The 26,995-nt window shown below is 71.8% G+C and carries 28 protein-coding genes; 9 read left to right on the plus strand and 19 right to left on the minus strand.

The window, feature by feature from the left end:
- Positions 1-6: 6 nt before the first annotated feature.
- Both GEV28_RS22030 and GEV28_RS22035 read right to left on the minus strand, forming a co-directional pair.
- Positions 7-1,440, minus strand: coding sequence for an FAD-dependent oxidoreductase (locus GEV28_RS22030; RefSeq protein ID WP_291414008.1), 1,434 nt, complete (start codon positions 1,438-1,440; stop codon positions 7-9).
- Complete coding sequence (locus GEV28_RS22035; protein WP_291414009.1) at positions 1,437-3,536, minus strand: molybdopterin oxidoreductase family protein; 2,100 nt, start codon at positions 3,534-3,536, stop codon at positions 1,437-1,439. Before GEV28_RS22035 ends, GEV28_RS22030 begins: the two co-directional genes overlap by 4 nt.
- 431 nt (positions 3,537-3,967) lie before the next feature.
- Here GEV28_RS22035 and GEV28_RS22040 point away from each other — a divergent pair, with 431 nt between their 5' ends.
- Positions 3,968-4,492 carry a hypothetical protein gene (locus GEV28_RS22040; RefSeq protein WP_291414010.1) on the plus strand — a complete coding sequence of 175 codons (525 nt, stop codon included), beginning with the start codon at positions 3,968-3,970 and terminating at the stop codon, positions 4,490-4,492.
- A 165-nt stretch (positions 4,493-4,657) separates the two neighbouring features.
- On the opposite strand, the gene GEV28_RS22045 is transcribed toward GEV28_RS22040, so the two are convergent.
- The 4 genes from GEV28_RS22045 to GEV28_RS22060 form a co-directional block, all read right to left on the minus strand.
- Positions 4,658-5,446 carry a TIGR02569 family protein gene (locus tag GEV28_RS22045; RefSeq protein ID WP_291414011.1) on the minus strand — a complete coding sequence of 263 codons (789 nt, stop codon included), beginning with the start codon at positions 5,444-5,446 and terminating at the stop codon, positions 4,658-4,660.
- A gap of 97 nt (positions 5,447-5,543) precedes the next feature.
- Positions 5,544-6,722 (minus strand): adenylyltransferase/sulfurtransferase MoeZ, encoded by a 1,179-nt coding sequence (gene moeZ, locus GEV28_RS22050; protein ID WP_291414012.1) that lies wholly within the window; start codon positions 6,720-6,722, stop codon positions 5,544-5,546.
- A gap of 120 nt (positions 6,723-6,842) precedes the next feature.
- Positions 6,843-7,871 (minus strand): DUF3152 domain-containing protein, encoded by a 1,029-nt coding sequence (locus GEV28_RS22055; RefSeq protein ID WP_291414013.1) that lies wholly within the window; start codon positions 7,869-7,871, stop codon positions 6,843-6,845.
- A 99-nt stretch (positions 7,872-7,970) separates the two neighbouring features.
- Positions 7,971-8,957 (minus strand): alpha/beta hydrolase, encoded by a 987-nt coding sequence (locus GEV28_RS22060; RefSeq protein WP_291414014.1) that lies wholly within the window; start codon positions 8,955-8,957, stop codon positions 7,971-7,973.
- Positions 8,958-9,134: 177 nt separating this feature from the next.
- Here GEV28_RS22060 and GEV28_RS22065 point away from each other — a divergent pair, with 177 nt between their 5' ends.
- Both GEV28_RS22065 and GEV28_RS22070 read left to right on the plus strand, forming a co-directional pair.
- A complete protein-coding gene (locus tag GEV28_RS22065; protein WP_291414015.1) occupies positions 9,135-9,779 on the plus strand; it encodes a TetR/AcrR family transcriptional regulator in 645 nt (214 codons plus the stop codon).
- A 292-nt stretch (positions 9,780-10,071) separates the two neighbouring features.
- Positions 10,072-10,797, plus strand: a complete 726-nt coding sequence (locus tag GEV28_RS22070) for a TetR/AcrR family transcriptional regulator (protein WP_291414034.1) — start codon at positions 10,072-10,074, stop codon at positions 10,795-10,797.
- Between the two features lie 20 nt (positions 10,798-10,817).
- Here GEV28_RS22070 and GEV28_RS22075 read toward each other — a convergent pair whose 3' ends face one another.
- Positions 10,818-11,042, minus strand: a complete 225-nt coding sequence (locus GEV28_RS22075) for a DUF3107 domain-containing protein (protein WP_291414016.1) — start codon at positions 11,040-11,042, stop codon at positions 10,818-10,820.
- Positions 11,043-11,083: 41 nt separating this feature from the next.
- Positions 11,084-11,767, minus strand: coding sequence for a ferritin-like fold-containing protein (locus GEV28_RS22080; protein ID WP_291414017.1), 684 nt, complete (start codon positions 11,765-11,767; stop codon positions 11,084-11,086).
- A gap of 225 nt (positions 11,768-11,992) precedes the next feature.
- Between GEV28_RS22080 and GEV28_RS22085 the strand changes: the two genes are divergently transcribed.
- The 3 genes from GEV28_RS22085 to GEV28_RS22095 are packed head-to-tail and all read left to right on the plus strand — an operon-like array spanning position 11,993 to position 15,957.
- Positions 11,993-13,618 carry a DEAD/DEAH box helicase gene (locus tag GEV28_RS22085; protein ID WP_291414018.1) on the plus strand — a complete coding sequence of 542 codons (1,626 nt, stop codon included), beginning with the start codon at positions 11,993-11,995 and terminating at the stop codon, positions 13,616-13,618.
- A 6-nt stretch (positions 13,619-13,624) separates the two neighbouring features.
- Entirely contained in the window at positions 13,625-15,022 is a 1,398-nt protein-coding gene (locus GEV28_RS22090; protein ID WP_291414019.1) for a hypothetical protein, read from the plus strand.
- Positions 15,023-15,081: 59 nt separating this feature from the next.
- On the plus strand, positions 15,082-15,957 hold the full coding sequence (locus GEV28_RS22095; RefSeq protein ID WP_291414020.1) for an alpha/beta fold hydrolase: 876 nt from the start codon (positions 15,082-15,084) through the stop codon (positions 15,955-15,957).
- A 3-nt stretch (positions 15,958-15,960) separates the two neighbouring features.
- Here the strand turns inward: GEV28_RS22095 and GEV28_RS22100 are convergent, their stop codons facing one another.
- From GEV28_RS22100 to GEV28_RS22125, 6 genes are all read right to left on the minus strand, one after another.
- The gene (locus tag GEV28_RS22100; protein WP_291414021.1) at positions 15,961-16,332 is read right to left on the minus strand and encodes a hypothetical protein; all 372 of its coding nucleotides are present in this window, start codon (positions 16,330-16,332) and stop codon (positions 15,961-15,963) included.
- A 4-nt stretch (positions 16,333-16,336) separates the two neighbouring features.
- Entirely contained in the window at positions 16,337-17,161 is an 825-nt protein-coding gene (locus GEV28_RS22105) for a PD-(D/E)XK nuclease family protein (RefSeq protein WP_291414035.1), read from the minus strand.
- Between the two features lie 63 nt (positions 17,162-17,224).
- Positions 17,225-17,839, minus strand: a complete 615-nt coding sequence (locus GEV28_RS22110; protein ID WP_291414022.1) for a MarC family protein — start codon at positions 17,837-17,839, stop codon at positions 17,225-17,227.
- Positions 17,836-18,699 (minus strand): PHP domain-containing protein, encoded by an 864-nt coding sequence (locus GEV28_RS22115; protein WP_291414023.1) that lies wholly within the window; start codon positions 18,697-18,699, stop codon positions 17,836-17,838. Before GEV28_RS22115 ends, GEV28_RS22110 begins: the two co-directional genes overlap by 4 nt.
- Positions 18,700-18,737: 38 nt before the next feature.
- The gene (locus tag GEV28_RS22120; protein ID WP_291414024.1) at positions 18,738-19,298 is read right to left on the minus strand and encodes a PH domain-containing protein; all 561 of its coding nucleotides are present in this window, start codon (positions 19,296-19,298) and stop codon (positions 18,738-18,740) included.
- A gap of 18 nt (positions 19,299-19,316) precedes the next feature.
- Complete coding sequence (locus GEV28_RS22125) at positions 19,317-19,481, minus strand: hypothetical protein (RefSeq protein ID WP_291414025.1); 165 nt, start codon at positions 19,479-19,481, stop codon at positions 19,317-19,319.
- A gap of 176 nt (positions 19,482-19,657) precedes the next feature.
- Here GEV28_RS22125 and GEV28_RS22130 point away from each other — a divergent pair, with 176 nt between their 5' ends.
- Positions 19,658-20,062, plus strand: a complete 405-nt coding sequence (locus GEV28_RS22130) for an NUDIX domain-containing protein (RefSeq protein ID WP_291414036.1) — start codon at positions 19,658-19,660, stop codon at positions 20,060-20,062.
- A gap of 157 nt (positions 20,063-20,219) precedes the next feature.
- Here the strand turns inward: GEV28_RS22130 and GEV28_RS22135 are convergent, their stop codons facing one another.
- Together GEV28_RS22135 and GEV28_RS22140 are read right to left on the minus strand one after the other, a co-directional pair.
- The gene (locus tag GEV28_RS22135) at positions 20,220-21,335 is read right to left on the minus strand and encodes a DUF2332 domain-containing protein (RefSeq protein WP_291414026.1); all 1,116 of its coding nucleotides are present in this window, start codon (positions 21,333-21,335) and stop codon (positions 20,220-20,222) included.
- Entirely contained in the window at positions 21,332-21,847 is a 516-nt protein-coding gene (locus GEV28_RS22140; RefSeq protein ID WP_291414027.1) for a MaoC family dehydratase, read from the minus strand. The genes GEV28_RS22135 and GEV28_RS22140 overlap by 4 nt, the downstream gene beginning before the upstream one ends.
- A 284-nt stretch (positions 21,848-22,131) precedes the next feature.
- Here GEV28_RS22140 and GEV28_RS22145 point away from each other — a divergent pair, with 284 nt between their 5' ends.
- A complete protein-coding gene (locus GEV28_RS22145) occupies positions 22,132-23,211 on the plus strand; it encodes a magnesium and cobalt transport protein CorA (protein ID WP_291414028.1) in 1,080 nt (359 codons plus the stop codon).
- Between the two features lie 55 nt (positions 23,212-23,266).
- Positions 23,267-23,401, plus strand: coding sequence for a hypothetical protein (locus GEV28_RS22150; RefSeq protein ID WP_291414029.1), 135 nt, complete (start codon positions 23,267-23,269; stop codon positions 23,399-23,401).
- A 92-nt stretch (positions 23,402-23,493) separates the two neighbouring features.
- On the opposite strand, the gene GEV28_RS22155 is transcribed toward GEV28_RS22150, so the two are convergent.
- The 3 genes from GEV28_RS22155 to eccB all read right to left on the minus strand — a co-directional run bounded on the left by GEV28_RS22155 (position 23,494) and on the right by eccB (position 26,710).
- A complete protein-coding gene (locus GEV28_RS22155; RefSeq protein ID WP_291414030.1) occupies positions 23,494-24,666 on the minus strand; it encodes a hypothetical protein in 1,173 nt (390 codons plus the stop codon).
- 10 nt (positions 24,667-24,676) lie between these two features.
- Positions 24,677-24,994: a hypothetical protein gene (locus GEV28_RS22160; protein ID WP_291414031.1), complete on the minus strand. Its 318-nt coding sequence runs from the start codon at positions 24,992-24,994 to the stop codon at positions 24,677-24,679.
- Positions 24,995-25,081: 87 nt separating this feature from the next.
- Positions 25,082-26,710 carry a type VII secretion protein EccB gene (eccB, locus tag GEV28_RS22165; RefSeq protein ID WP_291414032.1) on the minus strand — a complete coding sequence of 543 codons (1,629 nt, stop codon included), beginning with the start codon at positions 26,708-26,710 and terminating at the stop codon, positions 25,082-25,084.
- Positions 26,711-26,995 lie beyond the last annotated feature (285 nt).

The following is a 26,995-nucleotide window of genomic DNA, read 5'->3' on the forward strand; positions in this document are numbered from 1 at the left end:
CGGGGTTCAGGCATCCGTGCCGGCCAGCCAGTCGGCTATGCCGCGGACCGCGTCCTTGCAGCCACCGCATCCTGTGGTGGCCCGGGTGGCCGACGCAAGATCCGCGGGGGTGCGGGCGCCGGTGCGCCAGGCGGTCACCAGCTGGCGCTTGCTGACCGTGTTGCAGCGGCAGACCGTGGCCGACGCGGGCAGGTCCGCCGGGTTCACCGCGGAGCCCGGCGGCAGGGCGCGGCCCAGCAGCAGCGCCAGGCGGTCCGACGGGGCCGGGATGCCGCGGTCGTACAGCTGGGTGATCATCGCGGCGGCGTCCGGGGAGCCGAGCAGGATCGCACCGATCACCCGCTCGTCGCGCAGGACGAGCTTGGCGTAGCGGCCGCGGGTGATGTCCTGCAGGAGCAGGACCTCCGCACCGTCGTCCGGGTCGTCGGCCAGGTCCCCCAGGGCCGCGAGGTCGATGTCGCGGGCCTTGAGCCGGGTGACCACGGGGGTGCCGCGGTAGCGGGCCGCGGGGTCGGCGCCGGTGAGCAGGGCGGCCAGCACCTCGGCCTGCTCCCACGCCGGCTGGACCAGGCCCGACACGGTTCCGGGGTGCTCGGCGCAGTCACCGATCGCGTGGACCCGCGGGTCGCTCGTGCGCAGCGCGTCGTCGACGCGGACGCCGCGGCCGACGTCCAGGCCGGCGGCGGCCGCGAGGTCGGTCGACGGGCGCACGCCCGCGGACACGACGACCAGGTCGGCCGGGACCTGGGTGCCGTCGGCGAGCTTCAGGCCGTCGCCGGGGACGTACCGGGCGGCCAGCACGCCGAGGCGGACCTCGATGCCCAGCTTGGCGAGCGTGGCGGCGAGCACCGCGCCCGCGGCGGGGTCGAGCTGGCGCTCCATCAGGTGGCCGACCGGGTGCACCACCGTCACGAGGTTCCCGCGCTCGGCGAGGCCGCGGGCGGCCTCCAGGCCCAGCAGGCCGCCGCCCAGCACGGCGACCGGCGCGCCGGGGCGGGACGCGTCGAGGATCTGGGCGCAGTCGTCGAGGGTCCGGAACGCGACCGCACCCGGCGCCAGGCCGTCCTCGGTCAGCAGGCCCTCGGTCGGCGGGATCCACGGCTTGCTCCCGGTCGCCAGCACCAGGGTGTCGTAGTCCACTGTGGACTCGTCGGCGAGGCTCACCCGGCGGCGGTCGCGGTCCACGGACACCACGGCGGTGCCGGTGCGCAGGGTGACGTGGTGCCGGCTCGCCCAGGTCGCGTCGTGCAGGTGCACGGCGTCCGGCCGCATCGCGCCGCCGACCACGGCCGACAGCAGCACCCTGTTGTAGGCCGGATGCGACTCCTCGCCGACGATCGTGACCGCCACCCGCTCCCCCACGGGATCGCGGCGGCGGATCTCCTCCGCGAGCCGGGCCCCGGCCATGCCGTACCCGACGATCACGACGTGGCGGCTCATGGGCGTTCCGCCACCGGGACATCCACCGATAACTCCACCGGTAACTCGACCGGTAACTCCACTGCGGACAGTCGGACGGCGCACACCTTGAACTCCGGCATCCGGCTGGTCGGGTCCAGCGCGGGGTTGGTCAGGAGGTTCGCCCGGCCGTCGCCGGGAAAGTGGAACGGAAGGAACACCAGGTCCGGCCGCAGGGACGGCACCAGCCGCACCGTCGCGTGCGTGCGCCCGCGCCGGGAGGCCACCGCGGCGAGGTCGCCGTCGGCCAGGCCCGCGCGGGCCGCGGTGTCCGGGTGCACCTCGACGAACGCCGCCGGCACGGCCCCGGCCAGCTCGGCCACGAGCCGGGTCTGCGCGCCGGACTGGTAATGCTGCAGCACCCGGCCCGTGGTGGCCTGCAACGGAAACTCGGCGTCCGGCGGCTCGGCCGGTCCACCGTGGTCGACCGGGACGAACCGGGCCCGGCCGTCGGGGTGGGCGAAGGACTCGAGGAACGCGCGCGGCGTGCCGGGGTGCCCGGGCCCGGGCACCGGCCAGTGCAGCGCCTCGCCGGCCCGCAGCCGGTCGTAGCTCACGCCGGAGTAGTCGGCCGGTCCGCCCGCCGACGCGCGGCGCAGCTCGGCGAAGACCTCCTCGGCCACGACCGGGAACCGCTCGGCCGGCTGCCCCAGCCGGGTCGCCAGGCCGTGCAGCACGTCCAGGTCGGTACGCACTCCCGCGGGCGGGTCGACGGCCTTGCGGCGCAGGAGGATCCGGCCCTCGAGGTTGGTGAGCGTGCCGTCCTCCTCGGCCCACTGGGTGACCGGCAGCACGACGTCGGCGAGCGCGGCGGTCTCCGACAGCACGACGTCCGCGACGACGAGAAGATCCAGCGCGGCAAGCCTTTCCGCGATGTGCGCCGAGTGCGGCGCGGAGACGACCGGGTTGCTGCCGAACACCAGCAGCGCCCGCGCCTCGCGGCCCAACGAGTCGAGCAGCTCGTAGGCCGAGGGCCCGGCACCGGGAAGCGACGCGGGGTCGACCCCCCACACCCCGGCCACGTGGGCGCGCGCGGCCGGGTCGTCGATGCGCCGGTAGCCGGGCAGCTGGTCGGCCTTCTGCCCGTGCTCGCGCCCGCCCTGGCCGTTGCCCTGCCCGGTGAGGCAGCCGAAGCCGGAGCCCTCGCGGCCGGGCAGGCCGAGCGCGAGCGCCAGGTTGATCCACGCGCCGACCGTGTCCGAGCCGGTGGCGTGCTGCTCGGTACCGCGGGCGGTGAGCACGTAGGCGTTCCCGGCCTCGGCGAGCAGCGCGGCGGCCCGGCGCTGGTCGGCCGCGGCGACGCCGGTGACCCGCTCGGCGCGCTCGGGCCACCACCCGGCCGCGACCCGCCACGCGTCGGCGAAACCGCTCGTCCGGTCGTCCACATAGGCCTGGCGCAGGCGCCCGCCGGCGACGACGGCGTGCAGGATGCCGAGCGCCAGCGCGAGGTCGGTGCCCGGCGCCGGCTGCAGGTGCAGCGCGGCGGCCTCGGCGGTGGCCGAGCGGCGCGGGTCGACGACGATCAGCTCGGCGCCGGCGAGGTGCTGCATGAACGGCGGCATCGTCTCGGCGGGGTTCGCGCCGGCGAGCAGCACCGCGCCGGCACCGGTCAGGTCGGTCACGGGGAACGGCAGCCCCCGGTCGAGGCCGAACGCACGGTTGCCGGCGGCGGCCGCCGACGACATGCAGAACCGGCCGTTGTAGTCGATGGTCGCGGTGCCCAGCGCGACCCGGGCGAACTTGCCGAGCAGGTAGGCCTTCTCGTTGGTCAGCCCGCCGCCGCCGAAGACCGCGACCGCGTCCCGGCCGTGCCCGGCCTGGGTCTCGGCGAGCCGGCGGGCGACGAGGTCGAGCGCGTCGTCCCAGGTCGCCGGCACCAGCTCGCCGCCGTGGCGGACGAGCGGCCGGGTGAGCCGGCCGGGCGAGTCGAGCAGCGTGGCCGCGGTCCAGCCTTTCTGGCACAGGCCGCCGCGGTTGGTGGGGAACTCGCGCGGGCCGACCCGGCCACCGGTGAGCCGCATGCCGCACTGCAGGGCGCAGTACGGGCAGTGCGTGTCCGTCGGCGTGTCGGCTGGCATGGTGCCCGACGCTAGGGAGCGCGTGTTACCGCGTGATGCGGCTATGTTTCCGGCGCGCGACATTGCCTGCGCACCCACGCGGATCCGGCGGTGAGGGGCACGTGAGCGGGAGTGACGGAGCGTTCGCTGTCTGGACGCGTGAGCGAGAGTGACGGAGCGTTCGCTGTCTGGACGTAGGAGAAGCGCAGGCGCGCCAGCGCCGAGCATCGCACGGAGGAAGACAGCGAGTAGCGGAGGAACGAAGCGAACCATCGAACACAGGAAGCGCAGGCGCGCCAGCGCCGAGCATCGCACGGAGCGAGTCATTGGATGGCGGGGGCAGCGAGTAGCGGAGGAACGAAGCGAACCAATGGGCACCGTGAGCGAGAGTGACGGAGCGTTCGCCGTCTGGACGCGGGAAGACAGCGAGTAGCGGAGGAACGGAGCGAACCATGAATACCGTGGGACGGCAGCTGGTGGGGACGTGGGTGGTGGGGTCGGCGACGACCGGAACCCTCGCGGTGCTGTTCACCCTCGGCCGGGGCGGTTCCCTGGTGTTGCCGCTGGACAGGCTGCCGGTGCTGTCCCAGGTCGGCGTGGTCGGGATGCTCGCGGCGCTGTTCGCCGCGCTCGCCCTGCTCGGCTGGGGAACGGTCGAGGTCACCTGGCTCCCGGACACGGGGCGCGGGCAGGCGCTGTGGACCGTGCTGGTGGGTGGCGCCGGGCTGGTCGGTTGGGCCTTCGCGGCCGCGGCGACGTTCGCCGGCAGGTTCACGCTCCCGGCCCAGCTGGTGCTGGGCTATGTGGGTGGTGGGCTGCCGTTCGTGCTGGTCGCGGCGATGCTGCTACGGCCGGAGAGGGTCAACGCCGCGGCGGTGGGGGTGACCGCGGTGCTGCTGCTGGTCGGCACGGTGATCATGGACGGCAGGCCGCTGCAGGTGTGCGCCGAGATGCTGTGGTACGTGTTCGGGCGCTAGTGTCCCCCGCCGGACGTTCGTCACTCGATTCGCCGGCCCAGCTTCCTGCCGGCGGCGTTGCCGGTCCGCCCGAGGACAACCCGGTACGAGGACGAACCGGCGCCTTGCCAGCAGAAACCTGGACTCGCCGACTCACGCAACAGACTCCCGGTGGGGGACACCAGGTCACAGCTCGGTGACCTGGTGCGCGGCGCGCTCGAGGCCGCGCAGGGACTGCTCGGTCGAGTGCGGGTGCAGGGCGTGCACGGCGAGCCGGAAGAGCACGGCGTGCAGGAGCGCCTGGGGCCACTCGGCCAGGTGCGACCAGCGCCGGAGGATTCCGTCGTCGGCGCCACCCCAGGCCAGCGCGTCGACGACGACCACGGCGGCGGCCCACTCGGCCGGCCGGTGGTAGGCGGTGAAGTCGATGATCCCGGGCGCCGCGTCCCCGGCGAACAGGACGTTGCCGAAGAGGTCGCCGTGCACCACCTGGGGCTTCGCGCCGAGCGGCTTGCGCGACCCGGCGAGGATGTCGAAGAGCCGCCCGCCGAGCGCGGCGTCCAGCGGCGCGTCCTCGGTGCCGGCCGCGGCCCGGTCGGCCATGGCGAAGACGTCCACCCGCGCGGACAGGAAACGTGGGACCGGCAGGTCGACGGTGGCCTTGTGCAGCCGCAGGGACGCGGCGACGACCTCGTCGTAGCGCGGCTCCGGGCGGCCATCGACATGGCGGAACGCGACCCACCCGCCGACGACCCAGCGCCCGTCGCTCGCCCGGACCGGCCGGCCGATGCGGAGGTCGGGAACGTGCAGGTCACCGAGGGTCTGCGCGACCCACGACGCCTCGGCCGGGTTGGTGACCGCCCGCAGCACGACGTCGCCGCACCGCCACAGCGGCCCGGCGTCGACGAGCTCCGGCTCGATCTCCTTGGCGCCGAATGCCGCACGTACGTGCAGGGGCGGTGGGGACGCACTCACGATCCCGCACGCTACCTCGTGAGAAGTGGATCATCGAGTGCGCACGTGTGGTGAGCCGCGGACCACGCGGCCCACCACATGCGTCGAGAGCGTCGAATCAGTACGTCGGCAGGCTCGGGTCAACGTCCCGGGCCCAGCCCAGGACCCCGCCGCCCACGTGCACCGCGTCCTTGAAACCGGCCTTGTGCAGAGCGGCGAGTGCCTCCGCGGACCGGCCGCCGGACTTGCAGTGCAACACGATCGGCTTGTCCTGCGGGAGCCGCGACAGCGCGGCGCCGGACAGGATCTCGTCCTTGGGGATCAGCACCGAGTTCGGGATCTTCACGATCTCGTACTCGTGCGGCTCCCGGACGTCGATCAGCGCGAAGTCGTCGCCCCGGTCGAACTTCTCCTTGAGCTCGCGCGGGGTGATCGTGTGGTTCGCCGCGGCCTGCTGGGCGTCATCCGAGACGACGCCGCAGAACGCGTCGTAGTCGATGAGACCCTCGATCGGCTTGGACTCCGGGTCCTTGCGGATCCTGATGGTGCGGTACGACATCTCGAGCGCGTCGTAGACCATCAGCCGGCCCAGCAGCGGCTCGCCGATGCCGGTGAGCAGCTTGATCGCCTCGGTGACCATGACCGAGCCGATCGACGCGCACAGCACGCCCAGCACGCCACCCTCGGCGCAGGACGGCACCATCCCGGGCGGCGGCGGCTCGGGGTAGAGGTCGCGGTAGTTCAGCCCCTGGCCGTTGGGCGCGTCCTCCCAGAACACGCTCACCTGGCCTTCGAACCGGAAGATCGAGCCCCACACGTACGGCTTGCCGAGCAGCACCGCCGCGTCGTTGACCAGGTAGCGGGTGGCGAAGTTGTCCGTGCCGTCCAGGATGAGGTCGTAGCCGCGGAAGACGTCCAGCGCGTTGTCCGTGGTGAGCTGCTCCTGGTGCAGGTTCACCGTGACGAGCGGGTTGATCTCGGCGATCGACTCCTTGGCCGACAGCGCCTTGGGCTTGCCGATGTCAGAGACGCCGTGGATCACCTGGCGCTGCAGGTTGGACTCGTCGACGATGTCGAAGTCGATGACGCCCAGCGTGCCGACCCCGGCCGCGGCCAGGTACAGCAGCGCGGGGCTGCCGAGCCCGCCGGCGCCGACCACCAGCACCTTGGCGTTCTTGAGCCGTTTCTGCCCGTCCACCCCGACATCCGGGATGATCAGGTGCCGGCTGTAGCGGGCGACCTCATCCTTGGTCAGCTCCTCAGCCGGTTCCACCAGCGGCGGCAAACTGCCTGCCATGGTTCCTCCTCGACGCGCGTACCCGTGCTCCCCAGTCTGCTCAGGTTCAACGCAATCGTCCCATCGCGTCTTCCTCGGCTCCCACATTGCGGGAACCGCCCAGCGAGAGCCGTCCGCGGATCAGCCGGGTGGGCGCGCCTGGGGGTTGGGCCACGGGTTGTACGCGCAGACCTTGCCGTCCGCGGCGACCGGATCGGCCTGGTCGGCCTTGTCGTTGAGCTGCGCGACGTAGTTGTTGGCGACGCCGAAGGTCTGCTGCATCATCACCGGCGCGAGGTCGCCGTTCTTGGCGCACCCGACGTGCCCGTTGCCGAACGCGTGGCCGATCTCGTGGTTGATCGCGTAGGACCGGTAGTTGCCCATGTCACCGCCGAACGCGACCGCGCCGCGCACCCAGCGGGCCAGGTTGATCATGACCCGGCTCTCGCTGCGCCGCCAGCAGGACGACTCGTACTTGATCGAGTAGCCGCAGTACTCCGCCTTGTGCACGGTGTCCGGGGTGGACAGGCTGATCCGGATGTCCGGCTCCTCGTCGCCGTCCACCCGCTGCACCGACACCTCACCGAGAGACGGCCAGCCGCGCGGGTCGGCGAGCGTGGTGTCGATCAGCGAGGCGAAGGAGTCGTTGCCGCCGTAGGGCTTGAGGTCGATGCCGCGCTCGACCTCGATCGTGTAGGTGAACAGCTCGCCGGCGCCGATGCGCTTGCCTCGGCCGGGCAGGACGGCCCACACGCCTTGGCCGCGCTGCGTGTACGACGCGCCCTTGGGCAGCTCGGCGGTCGGGATCTTCAGGTTGGGCGGCACCGCGGGCTGCTCGGTGACCTTGGGCTTCTCCGACACGTCCTGGTCCGGTGCGTCCCCGCCGACGACCCGCTGGTCGGCGGCCGCGTTCTCCGCGCGCGCGCCGGCCCCGTCCTTGCCGGAGGTCTGGATGAGCACCAGCACGGTCAGCGCGACGAGCACCGGCACCGCGTAGACCCGCCAGCCGTAGGTGGCCACGAAACCCTTGACGCCACGCTTGCGCATGGGCCGTTTCGGCTGGTGGCCACGGCCCGGCTGGTCGGTGGGACGCCAGGACGCCGCGAGGGGCTGCGCCGAGGTCCGGCGGCCGCCCGCGCGGTACCGATCCTGCGTCGCCCGTCTGTTCACGCAAACAGGGTGCCACAGCCCTGGTCAGCTATGCCCGACCGAGCCCACCCGAGTGAGTCCCTTCACGGTGTTGAACGAAAACCGCCGCCCATACGTAGCTCACCAGGCGCCGCCGGCGGTCTGCTCCCACATGCCGAGTACCGCACGGGCCACCGTGCCGGGGCGTTCCATCTGGGAGACGTGCCCGGTGCGCGGCAGGACCAGCAGCCGGCCGCGGGGCAGCAGGCGCGCGGTCCTCGGGGCCTTGCGGACGGTCACCAGCTTGTCCTTGGCACCCCAGACGACCAGCGTCGGCACATCGATGGTGGGCGCGATCGTCCACAGCGAGCGGGACTTCGGCACCAGCCAGGTGCGGAACAGGCCCACCGTGCTGCGGGCGAGCGCCGGGTTCGACCACACCAGCCGCTCCCGCTCGCGGAACTCGTCGGCCGCCTCGCGCTTGCGCGACTCCGGGATCCGGTCCGGCTCGGCGAAGCACAGGTTCAGCAGGCGCATCACCCGCGTGTCCAGGTGCTCCCTCGCCATGCGCCTGCGCACGGTGGGCCCGACCAGCGGCAGGTAGGCGACCGTGAGCCGCGGGTCGGACATCCGCGACAGGGAGGGCCGCAGATCGGGCATCGCGGGCGAGATGAGGGTCAGCGTGCGCACCAGCTCCGGGTGCCGGGCGGTGAGCAGCATCGAGATCGCGCCGCCCATCGAGTTGCCGAACAGGTGCACCGGGCCCGCGTCCAGGCCACGGACGAACCGGGCCACGGTGTCCGCGTGCGCCGGCATCGAGTAGTCGAAGCGCTCCGGCGGCTCGGTGCGGCCGAACCCGGGCAGGTCGATCGCGATGCCCGGCACGTAGCCCGACAGCTGGCCGGCCAGGTCGGTCCAGTTGGTGGCCGACCCGCCGAGTCCGTGCACGTAGACCGCGGTGGTGTCGGCCGAGGCCGGGCCCGGGGTGCGCCGCACGTGCAGGGTCACCCCGCCGGAGGTCTGGTCCGCACCCGGCCAGGGCGGAATGGTCATGTCCACCGGTGGCAGCACGGCGTCGGACAGCGGAACGAAGGTGACCGGAGGCCTGGCCGCGGCGCTGGTGCTCATCCCACCAGTATCCGTGACTGAGAGGCCGCGCAGATGGGCACGGCGGGCATCCACCAGCCCATCTGCGCGGCCTCTTAGCCAGAGCGTCGCGGATGTGCGTTACCCACGAGTAGTGTCATATCACCCGCACGGGTCGGCAATCCCGGCCCGGAAGGAGTCACGCGCGTGGGAGGCGGCATGTCGGAGACGATGCAGGGACTGGCCGGGCAGGCCCAGGCGAACCGGGCGGCGCGGCTGCCCCGTACGGCGCGGCGCGCCCAGCTGCTCAGCGCGGCGCAGGACGTGTTCGCCGCCAACGGCTACCACGCGGCCGCCATGGACGAGATCGCCGAGCGGGCCGGGGTGTCCAAGCCGGTGCTCTACCAGCACTTCCCCGGCAAGCTCGAGCTGTACATGGCGCTGTTGGAGATGCACGTCGACGAGCTGATCATGCGGGTCACCGACGCGATGGAGTCGACCACCGACAACAAGCTGCGGGTGCAGAACGCGGTCAGCGCGTACTTCGACTTCGTCGACGGCGAGAGCCAGGCGTACCGGCTGGTGTTCGAGTCCGACCTGCGTGGCGAGCCCGCGGTGCAGGCCGCGATCGACAGGGGCACGGACGCCTGCGTCACCGCCATCACCGCCACGATCACCGCCGACGCCGGCCTGGACGAGGAGCGCGCGTCGCTGCTCGCCGTCGGCCTGGTGGGGATCAGCCAGGTGGCGGCCCGGTCGTGGCTCGCCAACAACCGGTCGATGGCCAAGGAGGAAGCCGTCGCGCTGATCTCCACGCTGGCCTGGAAGGGCATCGGCGGCGGCTTCCCGCTGCAGAACCCCTGACGCTCCCGGTTGTCTCCCGGCGTCCGCCGGATCGTCACCCGGACGACGCGGCGCGGGCACCGCGCACGGTCGGCATCGACCCGTGACGGGCATGGTCGACGTGCTCGGCCGGGTCACCGGCGAGCTCACCGCGCTCGGCTACCGGCCGCGCCGCTTCCTCGTCGTGGACGCCGCCGCGGCAACCGGGTGGGCCGCCACCGCGATCGGCTTCGTCGGTGGCGTGGCGTCGAGGTGTTCCGGCGGGCGAGGACGTCCGGTCGGCGGTCCGGCCGGCAGGAGTAGCGTTCGCAGGATGTCCGGTCCATCCAGAGAAGCCGACAGCACCGGGGACGCCAGACGGGACCGCTGGCGGTCGCACCGGGCGGCCCGGCGGGCGGAGTTCGTCGAGGCGGCCATGCGGGCGCTCGCCGAGCACGGGCCCGACGTCGGCATGGACCACATCGCCGCGGAGGCCGGGGTCACCAAGCCGGTGCTCTACCGGCACTTCGCCGACAAGGCCGACCTGTTCGTCGCGCTGGGCCAGCGCGGCACCGAGATCCTCTTCGACCGGCTCATCCCGGCGATGAACAACGAGGAAGCCCCGGTCCCGCGCATCCGCAAGAGCCTCGACGCGTTCTTCTCCACCGTCGAGGAGCACCCGCACCTCTACCGGGTGCTGGTGCGCCGCTCGTTCGCGAAGACGGCCGTCGAGCAGGACATCGTCGCCGAGGACAAGGAGCTCATCGCCAACGCGCTCTCCGCCCTGCTCGGCGACTACCTGCGCGCGCTCGACATGGACTCCGGCGGCGCCGAGCCGTGGGCGCACGGGATCGTCGGCATGGTGCAGAACGTCAGCGAGTGGTGGCTCGAGCGGCGCACGATGAACCGCGACGCCGTGGTCGAGTACCTCACGCAGATCATCTGGTCCGCGATCGACGGCTTCACCCGCGCGAACGGCATCGTGCTCGACCCGAACAAGCCGCTCGAGGTGAACAAGGTCGTCAAGCTGTCCGAGGTGCGCCGGGACGACGCCGGCTGAGGAACGCCGGCTGAGATGACCTACGTGGCGAAGCCCACCCGGCGGCTGTCGGCGGTGCCGATCTCGACGTAGGCGATCCGCGCGGTCGGCACCACGAACCGGCGGCCCTTGTCGTCGACCAGGCTGAGCGTGCCGGCGGAGTCCTTCAGCGCGGCCGCGACGAGGGACTCGATCTCGTCCGGTGACTGCGTGCTGTTGAGCACGATCTCCCGCGCGGTGTCCGCGACTCCGACCTTGACCTCCACGAAGACCTCCGCCTCGACTGCATGCGTTCGACCTGACAAGGCTAGCCGAGACCGAGCGCGGTCATCCGCCTGCCGTGTGCCTGCTGCAACCTCCGGAACAGCGCGGCGATTCCCGCGAGGTCGCCCGTCCCGGTGACGATCAGCTCCGCGAGCCCGTCCCGCTCGGCCACCACGTACTGGGCCTGCGTCAACGCCTCGCCCAGCAGCCGGCGGCCCCACAGCGTGAGCCGGTCGCGCACGGTCCGGTCCCGCCCGATCGCCGCCCGGACTTCGCGCTCGGCGAACGCGGAGTGCCCCGTGTCGGCGAGCACCTCGGTGACGAGCTCGCGGGTCTCCTCGTCGAGCCAGCTCGCCATCTCGCGGTACAGGTCGGCCGCGAGCCCGTCCCCGACGTAGGCCTTGACCAGCGACTCCAGCCACGAGCGCGGCGCGGTCGAGGCGTGCCAGGTGTCGAAGTGCCCGATGAACGGCCGCATGGCGTCCTGCACGTCGACGTCGTGCCCGGCCAGGAAGGCCTCGATGCGTGCGTAGTGGCCGATCTCCGCGGCGGCCATCGCGGACAGCGCGGCGCGCCCGGGCAGCGTGGGGGCGGTGCGCGCGTCCTCGGACAGCCGGTCGAACGCGGAGAGCTCGCCGTAGGCCAGCACGCCCAGCAGGTCGACGATCCCCGGGTCGATGCCACCCTTCCCGGCGGTCGTCCCGACCTCACCAGCCGCGTCGCTCATGGGCCAGAGGGTATCCGGCCATGGGCGCAGGTAGACTGGCCAGGACGCGAGCTTGCGAAAGCCGCGTACAGAGGGTGTGCGCGCCTCGCCGGCCCTCCCGCATCAGTTAGGTGCGGTCGAGCGGCCCGTCCAGGGCGGCGGCGCGCTGGACTAAAGGGAGAGAAGCTCATCACCGTCAACGACAACCCCGACAACGACATCGAGACCGACCACAACTCAACCAAGGTGGACCCCGTCACGCTGGAGCACAGCGAGGCCGGGGTCCCCGACGCGGACACCTCGCACCCGTTGCAGGCCGGCGCCCCCGTGCGCGACGACTCCCCCACGTTCGCCGAGTTCGGCGTGCGCAAGGAGATCGTCCGGGCGCTTTCCGAGGCCGGCATCGAGCGGACCTTCGCGATCCAGGAGCTGACCCTGCCGCTGGCACTGGCCGGCGAGGACGTCATCGGCCAGGCCCGCACCGGCACCGGCAAGACGCTGGGCTTCGGCGTGCCGCTCCTGGAGCGGATCACCGCCCCGGGCGACGGCACGCCGCAGGTCCTGGTCGTGGTGCCGACCCGCGAGCTGTGCCTGCAGGTCACCCACGACATGGCCGACGCCGGCAAGTACCTCGGCGTGCGGGTGCTGTCCATCTACGGCGGCCGCCCGTACGAGCCGCAGATCGAGGCGCTGCGCAAGGGCGTCGACATCGTGGTCGGCACCCCTGGCCGGCTGCTCGACCTGGCCGAACAGCGCCACCTGGTGCTCGGCAAGGTCGGCGCGCTGGTGCTCGACGAGGCCGACCGCATGCTCGACCTGGGCTTCCTGCCCGACATCGAGCGCATCCTGCGGATGGTCCCCGCGCAGCGGCACACGATGCTGTTCTCGGCCACCATGCCGGGCCCGATCATCACGCTGGCCCGCACGTTCCTCACCCAGCCGACGCACATCCGGGCCGAGGAGACCGACGCGGGCGCGATCCACGAGCGCACCGCGCAGTTCGTCTACCGGGCGCACTCGCTGGACAAGATCGAGATCGTGGCCAGGGCGCTGCAGGCCGAGAGCCGCGGGCTCACGATGATCTTCAGCCGCACCAAGCGGACCGCGCAGAAGGTGGCCGACGACCTGGCGGAACGCGGGTTCGCGGTCGCCGCCGTGCACGGTGACCTGGGCCAGGGCGCCCGCGAGCAGTCCCTGCGCGCGTTCCGCGCCGGCAAGGTCGACGTGCTGATCGCCACCGACGTCGCCGGGCGCGGCATCGACATCGAGGGCGTCACGCACGTGATCAACTTCCAGTGTCCCGAGGACGACGGCACGTACGTGCACCGCATCGGCCGCACCGGCCGGGCAGGTCGCGAGGGCGTCGCCATCACCCTCGTCGACTGGGACGAGGAGCCGCGCTGGAAGCTCATCAGCGACACGCTCGGCCTGGGCATCCCGGAGCCGGTGGAGACCTACTCCACCTCCGAGCACCTGTTCGCCGACCTGGGCATCCCCGCGGGTTCGACCGGCCGGCTGCCGCTGGCCAAGCGCACCCGCGTGGGCCTGGCCGCCGAGCCGGAGGAGGACCTGGGCGGCGGCAAGGGCCGTGGCCGCACCCGGCGCCGGCGCACCGGGGTCACGGGCGAGGCCACCGGCGGCGCGGCCACCGAGGGCGAGTCCGGCGAGGCCAGGCAGCGGCGGCGGCGTCGGCGCAGCCGGGGCGGCGAGAGCCAGCAGGCCGAGCCGACCACCGAGAACCCGGGCACCTCGCCGGCGAGCCGGTCCGACCGGCCCGCGCGCCAGCAGCGCCGTCGCCGGCGCAGCCGAGGCGGCGTCGACACCGCGGGCGAGGCACCCAACACGAGCGAAACAGCGCCTTCGGCAGACTGACACCCCGTGACCCACGACATCGGGGACGAGGACGCGCTCGACGGGGGCGTGGAACCGGACAGGTACGGGCCGGTCGAGCGCTCCCGTTTCCGCCGCAAGCGTGACGTCGCGTTCGCGGCGCTCATCGCGGTCGCGGCGCTGGTCGTCGGGGTCCTGGTGTGGCAGTCGAGCGACATCCGCGAGACCACGTCGCAGACCTATTCGGGCGTGGCCACCGAACCCGCGCTGCCCGAGACGTTCCCACCCTCGCTCGGCGAGGCGTGGCGGGCGAGGAGCCCGGCCACCCCCGTGCCGGTGACGACCAAGACCACGCTGGTCACCGGCGACGGCGGCGACGTGGTCGGCCGCGACCCGCTCACCGGCGACGTCCGCTGGAAGTACTCCCGCGACCTGCCGCTGTGCACGGTGTCCTCGGCCTGGACGATGGCGGTCGCGGTCTACGCGAAGTCGTCGAACCTGCTGCCCTCGGACGACCCGCGCAAGTCCGGCGGCTGCAGCGAGGTCACCTCGTTCGACCCGAACACCGGCAAGCGGGGCAAGCCGCCGGAGCCGGACGAGAACCGGAACAAGCCGTTCGCCGGCCAGCGCGACTCCGACGCCGAGCTCGACACCCGGCTGCTGTTCGACGGCAGCTACGTGACCACCACCGGCAGCAGGCTGATCACGACGTGGCGCTCGGACCTCGTGCAGACGATGGAGTACGGCAAGGTCCCGGCGGTGGTCAACCCGGACAAGCAGCCGCGGACCGGGTGCGGCTACGGCTCGGTCGCGGTGGTCCAGGCCCGGATCGCGGTGGTCGAGCGCTGCCCGCAGGACGCCACCGACCGGCTCACCGTGTACCGGGCGACCGGCAACGACGACTCGGAGAAGCCCGAGGTCGAGTCCAGCGTCGTGCTCGGCCGCCAGGGCGCGCGGGTGGTGGCGATGAGCAACGAGTGCCGCATCGACGCCGAGGACGACAACGACGTGCAGCTGTGCACCGCGGTCGTGCTACCCGACCCGGCGCGGCTCGTGGTGTTCGACGAGGAGGGCGAGCGAGTGGCGACCCACCCGCTGTCGCTGGCGCCCGGTGACCTCGACGGCGACCCGGCCGGGCACACCGTGGCGACCACCCGCACGCCGGGCGCGGTCTACTGGTTCACCGGCTCGCGCACGATCGCGCTGTCCATGACCGACCTCAGTCCACTGTGGACCGTCGAGAACGCGATAGGCCCCGGCACGGCGTTCGCCGGCCGGATGCTCGTGCCGGTCACCGACGGCCTGGCCGTGCTGGCTCCCGCCGACGGCAAGCCGGTCGGCACGATCCCGGTCGACCGCGGCGGCTACACCGGGCCGGTGACGATGTCGACGCTGGGCCCGATGGTCTACGAGCAACGCGGCGAAACGCTCGTGGCGCTGCGCTGACCCGGTGAGTTCACCTTCGCTCTACGCCGGTTCGAGCCACCATGGGGCACACTCGAAGGGTGAGTACACCGTCGCAGATCAGCCCGCACCGAGGTCGCCGCATCGACCTGCCGGGCCAGTACGGCCCGGTCGCCGCCCTGCGGGCCAAGGCCGCCACCCCCACCGCGACGGCGCTGCTGCTGCCCGGGTACACGGGGTCGAAGGAGGACTTCGCGCCGCTGCTGGATCCCATCGCCGGCGCCGGCCTCGACGCGGTGGCCATCGACCTGCCCGGCCAGTACGAGTCCGCCGGGCCTGACGACGAGGACGCATACCTGCCGGCTCCGCTCGGGTCGGTGGTCGCCGACCTGGTGGGCAAGCTCGCCGCCGAGGGGAACCCGGTCGTGCTGCTGGGGCATTCCTACGGCGGCCTGGTGGCGCGCGGCGCGGTGCTCGCGGGGGCGCCGATCGTCGGCCTGACCCTGATGGGCTCCGGTCCCGGCGAGCTGCCGGACGGAGCGCGGCGGCAGGCCCTGGACGCCGGCGAGCCCGCGATACGGCAGTTCGGGGTCGAAGCCGCTCAGGTACTGCGCGAGCAGCTCGACGCCGCCGCGCCGCCGGGGCCGGGGAGCTCGCCCGAGCTGGCGGCGCTGATGCGGGAGCGGTTCGTGCGCTGCCGGCCCGCGGCGCTGCTCGGCAAGGCGCGGGCACTGCGCTCCGAGCCGGACATGGTCTCGTCGCTGGCCCGGGTGCTGCACACCTCGGGCATCCCGTGCCTCGTGACCTGCGGCGAAGGCGACGACGCGTGGTCGGTGTCCACCCAGCGCGACATGGCCGACCGCCTGGACGCGGACTTCGCAGTGATCACGAACGCCCGCCACTCCCCGAACGTGGAGAACCCGGACGAGCTCCTGGCGACCCTGATCCCGACCTGGCGCTCCTGGCTGACCGCCTGAAGGTCAGGCCCACCAAAGGAGCCACATCGTGGTTCCGGTGATCACGACCACGGCGACGGCGGCCACCGCGGCCAGCCAGCCCGTCGCGCGGTCGGCCACGCGCTGGACCAGCACCGCCAGCACCGCCGCGCCCAGGTGGCCGCCGACCATCGCGGCGCCCGGGCCGGGCACGTCGCGGATCCACGCCAGAATCTGGAACACCAGGACCACGATCGCCAGTACCGACAGGCCCACGGTCAGCGCACCGGCCAGCTCGCGGCCGAAACCGCCGTGGGGGGTCCTGCGCAGGGCCGCCGGTGGCTCCGCGGCAAGGGCCACCGTCGTGGCACCCGAGGCCGCGAGGGGCACCGTGGGCGAGTTCATCGGTTCTGACACGGGGTCATCCCTTCACCTCGTCGGCACGGGCGAGCATGGCCCACGGCTCCGCTTGCGGGCCCGCGGCCTGCCCCTCGGGGCAGCTGCGCCGAAAGTCACACCAGGAACACTGTCTTCCCACTTGAGCCGGAAACAACACATCCTGGTCGCCACCTGCGTTGAGGGTATCCGTCGCCAGCTTGAACTCGTCGGCCACCTCCTCGGCCCGCTCCCTGTGCCTGGTCAGCGACGCCTCGGTGTGCTCCCACGCCGCGACCGTCCCGCTCGGCAGGTGGTGCAGCTCCACCCGCCGGCACGGCCTGCGCAGCGTGCGGCGCGCGGCCAGCGCGTACAGGGCCAGGGCCTGCGACGCCCTGGCGTCGTCCGTGGTGAGCGCGGCCCGGCCGGTCTTGTAGTCGACGATGACCAGCTCGCCGTCGCGCTCGTCGATGCGGTCGACCCGGCCCTCGGCGACGATCGTGCCGATCGGGGCGGACACCCAGCGCTCCAGGCCGATCGGGTCGTCCGTCACGTCGGTCTCGGCGATGTAGTCCGACACCCAGCCGGCCGCCAGGTCGCGGTAGGTGGCCGCCTGCTGCGGACCGGCGAAGCCCTCGTCGATCCAGTGCTGGCCGACCAGGGCGGCCGCGGCCTCCGGGGTCCGCCTGCGCACCGGGAGGTCAAAGAACGCCCGCAACGCGTTGTGCACCACCGCGCCCAGCGTGCTGTGCGCGAACGCGCCCCCGCGCGGCGGCGTCGGCCGGTCGAGGTAGGCCATCCGGTAGCGGCGCGGGCAGTCCATCCAGGTCGACAGCCGCGACGGGGTGACCTTGATGAGCTTGCGCGGCATGGCGTCGAACCCGAGTTGCACGGCACCAACCGTAGAGCAGCCCACCGACACTCGGGCAGACACTCAGGAGGAGCCCACGAAACCGCGTACCGCATCGGCCACCAGCTGGACCGCGATGGCCGCGAGAAGGAGGCCGGCGATCTTGGCCAGCAGCGTGATCCCGCTGTCCTTGATCACCCGGATCAGCGCGCCGGAGTACCGCAGGCACAGCCACAGCACCAGGTGGACCGCGACGATCGCGAGGGCCAGCGCGAGGTAGGACCCGACCTGGCCGTCGGCCTGCCGGACGAACACGATCGTCGCCGCGATGGCGCCCGGGCCGGCCAGCAGCGGGGTGCCGAGCGGAACCATGGCGACGTTGACGTCGTCGACGGCCTGCGGCTGGTTGGCGTCCCGGCCGGTCAGCAGATCCAACGCGATGAGCAACAGCAGCAGGCCGCCCGCGCCCTGCAACGCGGGGATACCGATGTGCAGGTAGGACAGGATCGCCTCGCCGCCGATGGCGAACAGGCTGATGACGCCCAGCGACACCAGGACGGACTGCCGGGCGGCGCGCAGCCGTGCCGGGCGCGGGCGGCGGCCGACGAGGCTGAGGAACACCGGCACGGTGCCCGGCGGGTCCATGATCACCACGAGCGTGATCGTGACCTCGGTGAACAGGCGGACATCGAAGCTCATCGGCCGGTGACGATCTCGACGCCCGTCGCGCGGTCGGCGATGGCGTCCAGCATCTCCGGCGCGGTGGACTCCTGACCGAGGCCGATCACCTTGTTGGTGCCGTGGTAGTCGCTCGAGCCGGTCATGACCAGGTCGAGGTCGGCGGCCAGCCCGCGCAGCTCGGCGCGGGCATCCTCGTCGTGGTCGGGGTGGTCGACCTCCACTCCGTGCAGACCCACCCCGGCCAGCTCCTTGACGACCTCCGCGGTGACCGTGGGCCCGCGGTGACGGGCGAACGCGTGCGCGAGCACGGTGACCCCACCCGCCGCGCCGATCATCTCGATCGAGTCCTCCACCGGGGTGCGCGAGCTCGGGACGTAGTAGCGGCCGCGGTCGTTGAGGTAGCGCGAGAACGCCTCGTCGACCGACGCCACGACCCCCGCCCGGACGAGCGCCATCGCGAGGTGCGGGCGACCGGCCGTCGAGCCCTCGGGCAGGTCGTCGAGCAGCGCGCCGGCGTCGATCGGCAGCCCGTCCGCGGTCATCTTCGCCGCGATCCTGGCCAGCCGGACCCTGCGGTCGGCCCGGGTACGCGCGTGCTCGGCCACCACTGCGTCGGCTTCCGGGTCGAACAGGTAGCCGAGCAGGTGGACGGTGCAGTGGCCGCCGCGGCCGTCCGAGCTGACGCAGGACAGCTCGGCGCCGCGGACCAGCCGCAGCCCCGGTGGCAGCGCGGCGACCGCCGCGGCCCACCCGGAGGTGGTGTCGTGGTCGGTGATCGCCAGCGCGGCCAAGCCGGCCGCGGCCGCGTTGGCGACCAGCTCAGCCGGGGTGTCGGTGCCGTCGGACGCGGTCGAGTGGGTGTGCAGATCGATCCTCACGCCAGCTATTCAACGTGAGGCCTCGGACAACGGCCCGGTCAGCCCACCATTGGCTTGCGGCGGGCCAGCCGCTGCGCCTTGATCATCGAGAACCTGGCCGCCTGCTCCTCCTTGTTGCCGAAGACCAGCTCGGAGATGGCGTCGTAGACCTGCTCGGCCTTGGGCAGGTAGTCGATGTTGTTCAGCGCCTGGATCTGACCGGCCGACTCGACGACCATCGTGCCGTAGCCGAGCAGGCGGCCGGCCAGCGTGCGCTTGTAGGTGAGGTCGGTGACCTTGGTGATCGGCATCATCAGGACCTTCGTCGTGATGATGCCGGTGGTCATCATGACCCGCTTGTCCGTGACCACGATCCGCTCGACCCACCAGGACAGCACCAGGTAGGTGAAGCGCAGGACCACGAACAGGGCCGCGTACCAGAGGATGTTCTGCACCAGCCACAGCGACGGCGGCAGCAGGTAGGAGATCATCACCGCGACGGCCAGCAGCGCGATCGCCTCGAAGATGTCCCAGGCCAGGCACGCCCAGTGCAGGCGCACCCGGATGACCCGGCGCTCGGAGTCCAGCAGGTACTCGTCGGAGTCGCGTGGCGCGAACATGGTTCGACGGTACCCGGATCAGGTCTGGAAAACCGAGCGTACGAACGTAATCACCGCTTCGGCGGCATCCTTCAGCGTGTTGAGGATGGACGTCACGAGCGCCGCGGACTGGACCGGTTGGGTCACGAGAAAGAACACAACCAACGCCGCGCCGGAAATTATCAGAACCTTCTTGACATTCACCGCGAGCTACTCCGTGTCCTACGTGATCCGTGATCGTCGGTTGGCTGACAAGCCCTGAAACACTTGTACCGCACCGGGCGCTCGAAGGGGAGAGTAGTCCCGCTCTTGGGGCAGCCCCGCCGTGTGGTACAGCATTTCGGCTACGCTGCGTGTTCGTGACGGCTGTTGATATTCCGATGATCAGGTGTGTCGGTGCCATCGTGCATGACGCTGCGGGACTGCTTTTGCTGATCAAGCGCGGTTCCGAGCCCGGCCGGGGTCGTTGGTCGCTTCCCGGCGGTCGCGTGGAGCCAGGCGAAACGGACTCCGAGGCCGTTGTTCGGGAGCTCCAGGAGGAGACCGGACTCGACGTCAGGCCCGGCGAGCTGATCGGTTCGGTCCGCAGGCCGGCCCCCTCGGGGGTCTTCGAGATCTTCGACTACGCCTGCGTGGTGGTCGGCGGCTCGCTGCGGGCCGGGGACGACGCGGCGGACGCCGACTGGGTGAACTTGACCGACTTCGACACGATGGAGCGACACGGCGAGCTCGTCGACGAGCTGGCGACGACGCTTCGCGAGTGGCGGGCGGTACCGCGACACTAGTGTCGCGTGACCCTGAAACCTTTACGCCGCTGCGGCCAACGCGGCCCTGGCCGCGTTGGAGAAAAGCCCAAGTACATCCAGTACGAGCGGCTTTCCTCCGCCTAGCCAGGAGCCACGTTGATCCACAGCGGACGCAAAGGAACAGGATCACGCGACACTAGACGATCCATTCCATGCGTTCGCCGTGCGGCGCGGTCTTGGCCAGGGCGCTCGCCACGGGGCTGCCGTCGGCCCAGCGGACCAGGCCCAGGGTGCCGAAGGGCGCCTCGCCCTCGCCCGGCCGGAGGTCGTCGCGGTTCGGCAGCAGCGGCTCCAGGGACGCCCGGTAACCCTCCTGGCTCACCCACCACAGCGGCCGGCTCGCCGCCACGGCGTCCAGTGCCGCGAGGAACGCCGCCCGGCGCTCGGTGTCGAACAGCCACAGCACGCTGCACGTCAGCACCACCAGCGGCACCTCGACCGGGATCCTGGCGGCGACCGCGCCCAGGTCCTCGACGGCGTCGCCGGCCACCAGCTCCGGCGGGAGCTTGCGCTGGGCCGCGGCGGCCGCCCCGAAGAGCCGCAGGCGCTCCGGCTGGTCCGGCCAGATGCACGCCTCCAGCCAGGCGTACTGCTCCTCGTCGGTCAGGTCGACCGGGTTCGGGTCCAGGCCGATCTTCGCCGCGGTGGCGATCTTCTTCGGGATCGACGGCAGGGTCGCGCCGGGCGCCAGCGCCAGCGCGCAGTGCAGGCCCACGGTCGACCGGGCGGGCCCGGCGGCGAGCTGACCGGCCTGCTGGGTCTGGTAGCGGTAGGCGTAGGTGTCCATGCCCAGCAGCAGGCCCGCCGAGGTCCCGACCTCCAGCAGGCCGACCGGCTTGCCCGCCTGCTTCGCGGCGATCGCCACCGCCGGGTACAGCAGCGCGGCCCGACGGACCTCGTTGGTCTGGGTGATCCGCGTCGCGACCAGGTCGCGGACGCGGTCGGCGCGGTCGAGCACGAACGTCCGGAACAACGGCCAGGTCCCGCCGTCCGGGCCGTAGCTGCCGCCGAGCGACGGGTAGTAGTTGGTCAGCTCGTGGAACGGCTCGGCCTGCAGCACCCGGTGCACCGCGGCGAACAGCAGCGTCGGGGACGCCGACGGCATCTCGGTCGCGGTGAGCAGGCCGGCGATCTCGTCGTCGTCGGCCGCGTTCCCGGCCAGGTGGCTGTAGAGCGGGGACGTCGCCACCGTCTCCAGGTCGGCGAACCGCCGCAGGCGTCGGCGGATCTCCTCCAGCGTGGCGGGGGTCACGTCGCCCAGTCTGCCGCAGGGTCCGGGCGGCCGGGCTGCTCGCCTCCCCGAGTCTCGCCGTAGGACCGCTTGGGCACCATCACCTTGCGGCGGAAGACGCAGACCACGGTGCCGTCCTGCTTGTAGCCGCGGGTCTCGACGTACACGACGCCCCGGTCGTCCTTGGACCTCGACGGCGTCTTGTCCAGCACCTCGGTCTCGCCGTAGATCGTGTCGCCGTGGAAGGTCGGCTTCACGTGCCGCAGCGACTCGACCTCCAGGTTGGCTATCGCCTTGCCGGAGACGTCGGGCACGGACATGCCGAGAAGCAGCGAGTAGATGTAGTTGCCCACCACGACGTTCTTGCCGAAGTCGGTGGTGTTCTCGGCGTAGTTGGCGTCCATGTGCAGCGGGTGATGGTTCATCGTGAGCAGGCAGAACAGGTGGTCGTCGTACTCGGTGACGGTCTTGCCCGGCCAGTGCTTGTAGACCGCGCCGACCTCGAACTCCTCGTAGTAGCGACCGAACTGCACCCGTTGCCCTCCGTACTCGCCGGCGACCGTCCGAACTCAGGGCAGTCTGCCAGGTGGAGTAAGGTCGACAACTGGTGTGTGAGTGACCCCGCACCCTGTGACCCGAGGAGGTGAGGATGCGTGAGCGACCCGCATAACCATGACGGCGCAACTGGTTGCAGTAAGACCCGCGTCCTCGCCGGCAAGGTCAGCTGAGGCAGGCCCCACGGTTCCGGCCGGACGCTCCGGCGCCGGAGATCTCTGGCGCGTCGTTGACCCGACGTAGCACGCTGGAGGACCGACCCATGCCTGCCATCCCCTCGCTCGGCGGCCTGAGAGGGCGCAACAGCCGCCGGCCGGTCGCCCAGGCCACCACCCCCGAGCAGACCGCGCACGTCATCGACTGCGCGGTCTACGTCGACGGCAAGCGGTTGCCCGGCCGCTTCTCGCACGCGGACGCGGTGGCCGAGGTACGCAAGCGGCGGGACGGGTTCGTGTGGATCGGCCTCTTCGAGCCGGACGACGAGCAGATCCAGGGTGTCGCGGACACGTTCGGTCTGCACGAGCTGGCCGTCGAGGACGCGGTCACCGCGCACCAGCGGCCCAAGCTGGACCGGTACGACGAGACCTTGTTCATGGTCCTCAAGACGGTCCGCTACATCGACCACGATTCGCCCACCACGGCCAACGAGATCGTCGAGACCGGCGAGATCATGGCGTTCCTCGGCAAGAACTTCATCGTCACCGTCCGGCACGGCAGCCATTCCGGCCTCGCGAAGCTGCGCGAGGAGATGGAGTCCGAGCCGGAGCGGCTGCGGGTCGGGCCCGCCGCGGTGCTGCACGGCATCGCCGACCGGGTCGTGGACTCCTACCTCGCGGTCAGCGAGTCCTTCGAGAACGACATCGATGTCATCGAGGCCAGCGTGTTCGCGCCGCGGAGCCCCATCGGCGCCGAGCAGATGTACCTGATGAAGCGGGAGATCCTCGAGCTGCGCCGGGCCGTCATGCCGCTCGCCGTGCCGCTGCGCAGGCTCACCGAGGGCTACACGCCGCTCGTGCCCGAGCAGGTCCGCTCCTACTTCCGCGACGTCGACGACCACCTCACCACGGTCTCCGAGCGGGTGGCGAGCTTCGACGAGCTGCTCACCACGCTGGTGGACGCGACGCTCGCGAAGATCTCGCTGCAGCAGAACAGCGACATGCGCAAGATCACCGCGTGGGCGGCGATCATCGCGGTGCCCACGATGGTGGTCGGCGTCGAAGGCATGAACTTCGACTACATGCCGGAGCTGCGCTGGCGCTTCGGCTACCCGATGGTGATCCTCGTGATCCTCGGGTGCTGTCTGATCCTGTACCGAATATTCCGCCGGAACCGATGGCTGTAGCTGGAGCGCGCCATCCCAGCTTGGTAACCCGCCCATACCCTGAGGGAGGTTCCCCGTGCCCCGGCTACTCACCAACCCCCGCTTCTGGATACTCGCCTTCGTGCTCACGTGGCTCGTCGTGATCACCGTGCTGATCGCACTGGGACCGAACGTGGTCCCGGACGGCGCCGGCACCGGCGCACCCCACTAGAGATCACCCTGCCCGCGAGTCCAACACTCAGGACCCGCGAGTCCAACATTCAGGACCGGGCAGGCGCCCGTGGCGGGTGGCGTCGCGGCGGCTCAGTCGTCGTCGCCGATGACCGGGCTCGAGGCCTTCTCCGGCTGGCCGAAGATGTCCTCGGGGTCGCCCACCACGTGGGTCCGCGACTTGTGGTCGCCGCTGCCCTGCTGGCCCATGCCGCCCATCATGCCCATCGGCATCATTCCCGAGCCCATGCCGCGCGCGGCCCCCGAGCCGGTCCCGGAGGACGAGACTGCCGCCGCGGCGGCCGTCCCCTCCGGCTTCGGGACCGGGGCCTGCTCGGTGGCGACCGTGTAGCCGCCGGGGCTCATGCTCGTCCCACCGGCACCGGCACCCACGCCGCCACCACCGCCGCCCACACCGGCGCCGCCGCCACCGCCGCCCGCGCCGAGCTCGGCCGCCTCGGTCTTGTCGTCGGTCCCGTCCACGGCAGGCGGCTTCGGCGTCTCGGGGACCTTCGGCTGCTCGAACGCCCAGTTCTGCTCCGGGAACGGGTGCGCCATGGTGATCTTCTGGAACTCCTGCGACCCGTCGATCCCCTCGCACAGCTCCACGAACGCCTCGAGCACCTGGCGGACCGACTCGAACAGCTCCTTCGTCGGGCGCCGCATCAGGTCCAGGTACTGCCGGGTCCGGTCGTCGCCCTGCACCGGCATGACCATTGCCTCGGACGCCGTCTCCGCGGTCTCGCCGAGCACCCCGGCGAGCTGCTGCACGATCTCCCGGATGCCCTCGGCGGTGATGTCGAGCGCGTCGGCGATGCCGAGCATGGCGTCGGACAGGTCCTGGCCGGCGAGCCCGACCTTCTGCATGTATGCGATGAACGAGTCCGCCGCCTCGCCGTCCCACGCCGCGTCGAGCTTGCCGAGCGGCGTGTTCAGCGCCTCGGTGACCTCGTCGGCCGCGTCGCCGACCAGGCGCCAGCGGTCGGCCTCTGCCGACAGGTCGCTCCACCGGCCGACGACCGGCGCGAAGTACTCCTCCACGGGATCCGACACCCCGAGGTCGTGCGCCAGCCTCGACAGGTAGTCCAGATGCCCGGCGAAGTCGTTCGCGATGTCGTTGCCGTCCTGGCCACCAGGGCTCCCCTGACCGTCCTGGTTGCCAGCCGGCGCGACCGCCGGCCGCGGCTGCGGCACCCGCTCCGCGGTGACCTCCGCAGAGTCCTCCGCACCGACCGGAACCGGCTCGTTCTCCTGCGTCGCGACCACGTCGACCCCCTCAGCCTCGGCCCGGCTCGCGGCGCATGGCCGACGCGCTCGTCTCGTCGGTGTCCACGTACATCGCGGAGACCTGCCCCAGGCCGGTCGACGCGGACGTCAACGCCTCCACCGCGCGGGTCAGCTGGTCACGCAGCTGCCCGGCGGCGCGCGAGTAGGCCTGCGTGGTGCGCACGGTACGACCGAGCTGGCCGAACGACTCGTCGGTCAGCGGGTCGGTGGCCATCGTCTGCACGCCCTCACCGAGCGCCTCGGCGCTCTTCGCGGTGAGCTCGGCGTAGCCGCCGACCCATTCGGCGTCGAACTTGATCCCGGTCACGGGCGCACCCTCTCGGCTGACGGCGGAGACGTCGGTGGTCCGACGATAGGACAACCGGGCGGGTTCCCGTACCGCCGGAAGTCGGGCTCAGCCGCCGCCCTGTTCGGCCTGCTCCGACTCGCTCGGGTACTGGCCCTGGCCGTACGGCACGGAGTCGAAGCTCTGCTCGACGTCCTTCGCGGACAGCGACGAGCCGTCGGGCAACAGCTGGATGATCGCTCTCGGCGCCGGTTCCTGGTCGCTCAGGCCGAGTACCTGCGCGGTCGCCTCGTCCGGCACGCCGTACTTCACGCCGCGGTCGGAGACCAGCGTGATCTGCCCGGTGCCGAAGTCCTCCTTCGACGTGGACTGGCGGACCACCGCCGCCCGGCCGGGCGGCATGTAGAAGTGGTCGATCCGGGTGCCGTCCGCGCTCGGCGTGGACACCGGCACCGAGTCCGGGTTGCCGGCGGAGTCCGTCGGCACGCCCGGCACCGCCTTGCCGACGTGCACCGACGTGCGCTCGATCCTGCCGTTGCCATCGCCGCTCACGGTCCAACCGAGGCACGCCACCGGCCAGTTCTGCGCCGTCAGCACCTCGGTGCGCCGCGAGGGGAACGTGGTGTCGTCGATGTGGTTCGCGGCCTCCGGGCTGCGGCTGACCACCGCGGGCGACAGGCGCACCGGGTCGGGCGCGCCGATGCTGTCGAAGTAGCGGATCAGGTCGCCGGTGACCTGGCTGATCTTCTCGATGCCGTCGCGCTGCACGACGTAGTAAGCGGGCGCCTCGCCGGTGGGCTGCACGCTGAGCACGGTGCCGATGGCGAGGTCCTCGCCCATGTCGAAGTCCGGCTTCTCGCCCCGGCCCTCGATGCGTGGAGTCTCCAGCTCGGCCTTCTCCGGAATCGCGTTGAGGACGCCTGTGGTGATCTTGCGGATGTCGACGTTGTCGATGTCCAGCGCCGTTCTGACGTACTGGTCGTCCATGTTGACCTTGGCGCGCACCGTGTTGGTGTTCGGCAGGTTCGCCGTCCCCGGGGTGCGGTAGACGAGGTACACCTCGTCGTTGGGCGCCTGCACGAGCAGCGACTCGTTCTCCTCGAGCTCCGGGCCGAGGTCGTCGACGCCGGCGATCACGGTGGTCTCCACCTTGTTCTCGCTGGCCGGGTCGGGCAGGTCGGTGTCGAGGATGTACTGGTCGCACACCGTCCAGTACGGGTCGATCAGCTGGTCGTTGCTCGGCAGCAGGTCCGGCCCGTCAGGGATGCCGGCCAGGCGGCCTCTCGGGATGTCGCGCAGCTCGTTGTCGTCGACGACCGTGGGCGCCTTGACGTCGGTGTTGCCCCCGGCGGCCGCCGCGCCGGCACCGCCCTGGTTCTCCTGGTCCTGCGCGGCCAGCGACTGCGCGTAGAGCAGCAGCCGGGCCGAGGCCAGGTCGAACGTCGGGATCAGCTTCTTCTCCGGCTTGGCCACCAGGACGTAGACCTGGCCGGACGGCTTGCCGATGACGATGCCGTCCTTGCTGGGCGCCGTCGCCTTGGGCGACAGGATCCCCCAGATCAGGAAGCCGAGCAGACCCAACGCCGCGAGGCACACCCCCACGATGGTGGCGCGACTGTGCGTGCGCATCGGATCGTGCAGCATCACCGCGTCCTTGCGGACCAACGCCGACTGCATTCGGCGCAGCACGAAGCGATACGCCTGAACCTGGGACTTGGTGGTCGGTGTCGATGGCATTCTCGCCTCTACTGCTCCCCGCTCGCGGTACCGTTCCGCAGGATAGACCCACAGGCATCGGTTGCATGTCGGTTCTCCACGAACCGGCACGATCGATCCGCCCGGAGCAAACCTACGAGGGGAAGATCGAGCGGATGTCGGTGAGCACTCCACCACGGCCGGGCAGGACGCCACCGCCGGGGCAGCCGCCGAGACCGCCGGGGCGCGGCGGCGGTCCGGGCGGGAACGGGCCGCAGGGACCGGGTGGTCCCGGCGGACCGCAGGGCCCTGGCGGGCCGCCGCCCG

The sequence above is a fragment of the Actinophytocola sp. genome (assembly GCF_009379765.1).
Taxonomy (GTDB): domain Bacteria; phylum Actinomycetota; class Actinomycetes; order Mycobacteriales; family Pseudonocardiaceae; genus Actinophytocola.

What these genes read in the sequence shown, in the direction of transcription:
- GEV28_RS22040 (WP_291414010.1), top strand. Translation starts at nt 3,968, where the DNA reads ATGAATACCGTGGGACGGCAGCTGGTGGGGACGTGGGTGGTGGGGTCG.
- GEV28_RS22030 (WP_291414008.1), bottom strand. Translation starts at nt 1,440, where the DNA reads ATGAGCCGCCACGTCGTGATCGTCGGGTACGGCATGGCCGGGGCCCGG.
- GEV28_RS22145 (WP_291414028.1), top strand. Translation starts at nt 22,132, where the DNA reads ATGCCTGCCATCCCCTCGCTCGGCGGCCTGAGAGGGCGCAACAGCCGC.
- eccB (WP_291414032.1), bottom strand. Translation starts at nt 26,710, where the DNA reads ATGCCATCGACACCGACCACCAAGTCCCAGGTTCAGGCGTATCGCTTC.
- GEV28_RS22070 (WP_291414034.1), top strand. Translation starts at nt 10,072, where the DNA reads ATGTCCGGTCCATCCAGAGAAGCCGACAGCACCGGGGACGCCAGACGG.
- GEV28_RS22065 (WP_291414015.1), top strand. Translation starts at nt 9,135, where the DNA reads ATGTCGGAGACGATGCAGGGACTGGCCGGGCAGGCCCAGGCGAACCGG.
- GEV28_RS22060 (WP_291414014.1), bottom strand. Translation starts at nt 8,957, where the DNA reads ATGAGCACCAGCGCCGCGGCCAGGCCTCCGGTCACCTTCGTTCCGCTG.
- GEV28_RS22105 (WP_291414035.1), bottom strand. Translation starts at nt 17,161, where the DNA reads ATGCCGCGCAAGCTCATCAAGGTCACCCCGTCGCGGCTGTCGACCTGG.
- moeZ (WP_291414012.1), bottom strand. Translation starts at nt 6,722, where the DNA reads ATGGCAGGCAGTTTGCCGCCGCTGGTGGAACCGGCTGAGGAGCTGACC.
- GEV28_RS22120 (WP_291414024.1), bottom strand. Translation starts at nt 19,298, where the DNA reads ATGTTCGCGCCACGCGACTCCGACGAGTACCTGCTGGACTCCGAGCGC.
- GEV28_RS22080 (WP_291414017.1), bottom strand. Translation starts at nt 11,767, where the DNA reads ATGAGCGACGCGGCTGGTGAGGTCGGGACGACCGCCGGGAAGGGTGGC.
- GEV28_RS22110 (WP_291414022.1), bottom strand. Translation starts at nt 17,839, where the DNA reads ATGAGCTTCGATGTCCGCCTGTTCACCGAGGTCACGATCACGCTCGTG.
- GEV28_RS22035 (WP_291414009.1), bottom strand. Translation starts at nt 3,536, where the DNA reads ATGCCAGCCGACACGCCGACGGACACGCACTGCCCGTACTGCGCCCTG.
- GEV28_RS22130 (WP_291414036.1), top strand. Translation starts at nt 19,658, where the DNA reads ATGATCAGGTGTGTCGGTGCCATCGTGCATGACGCTGCGGGACTGCTT.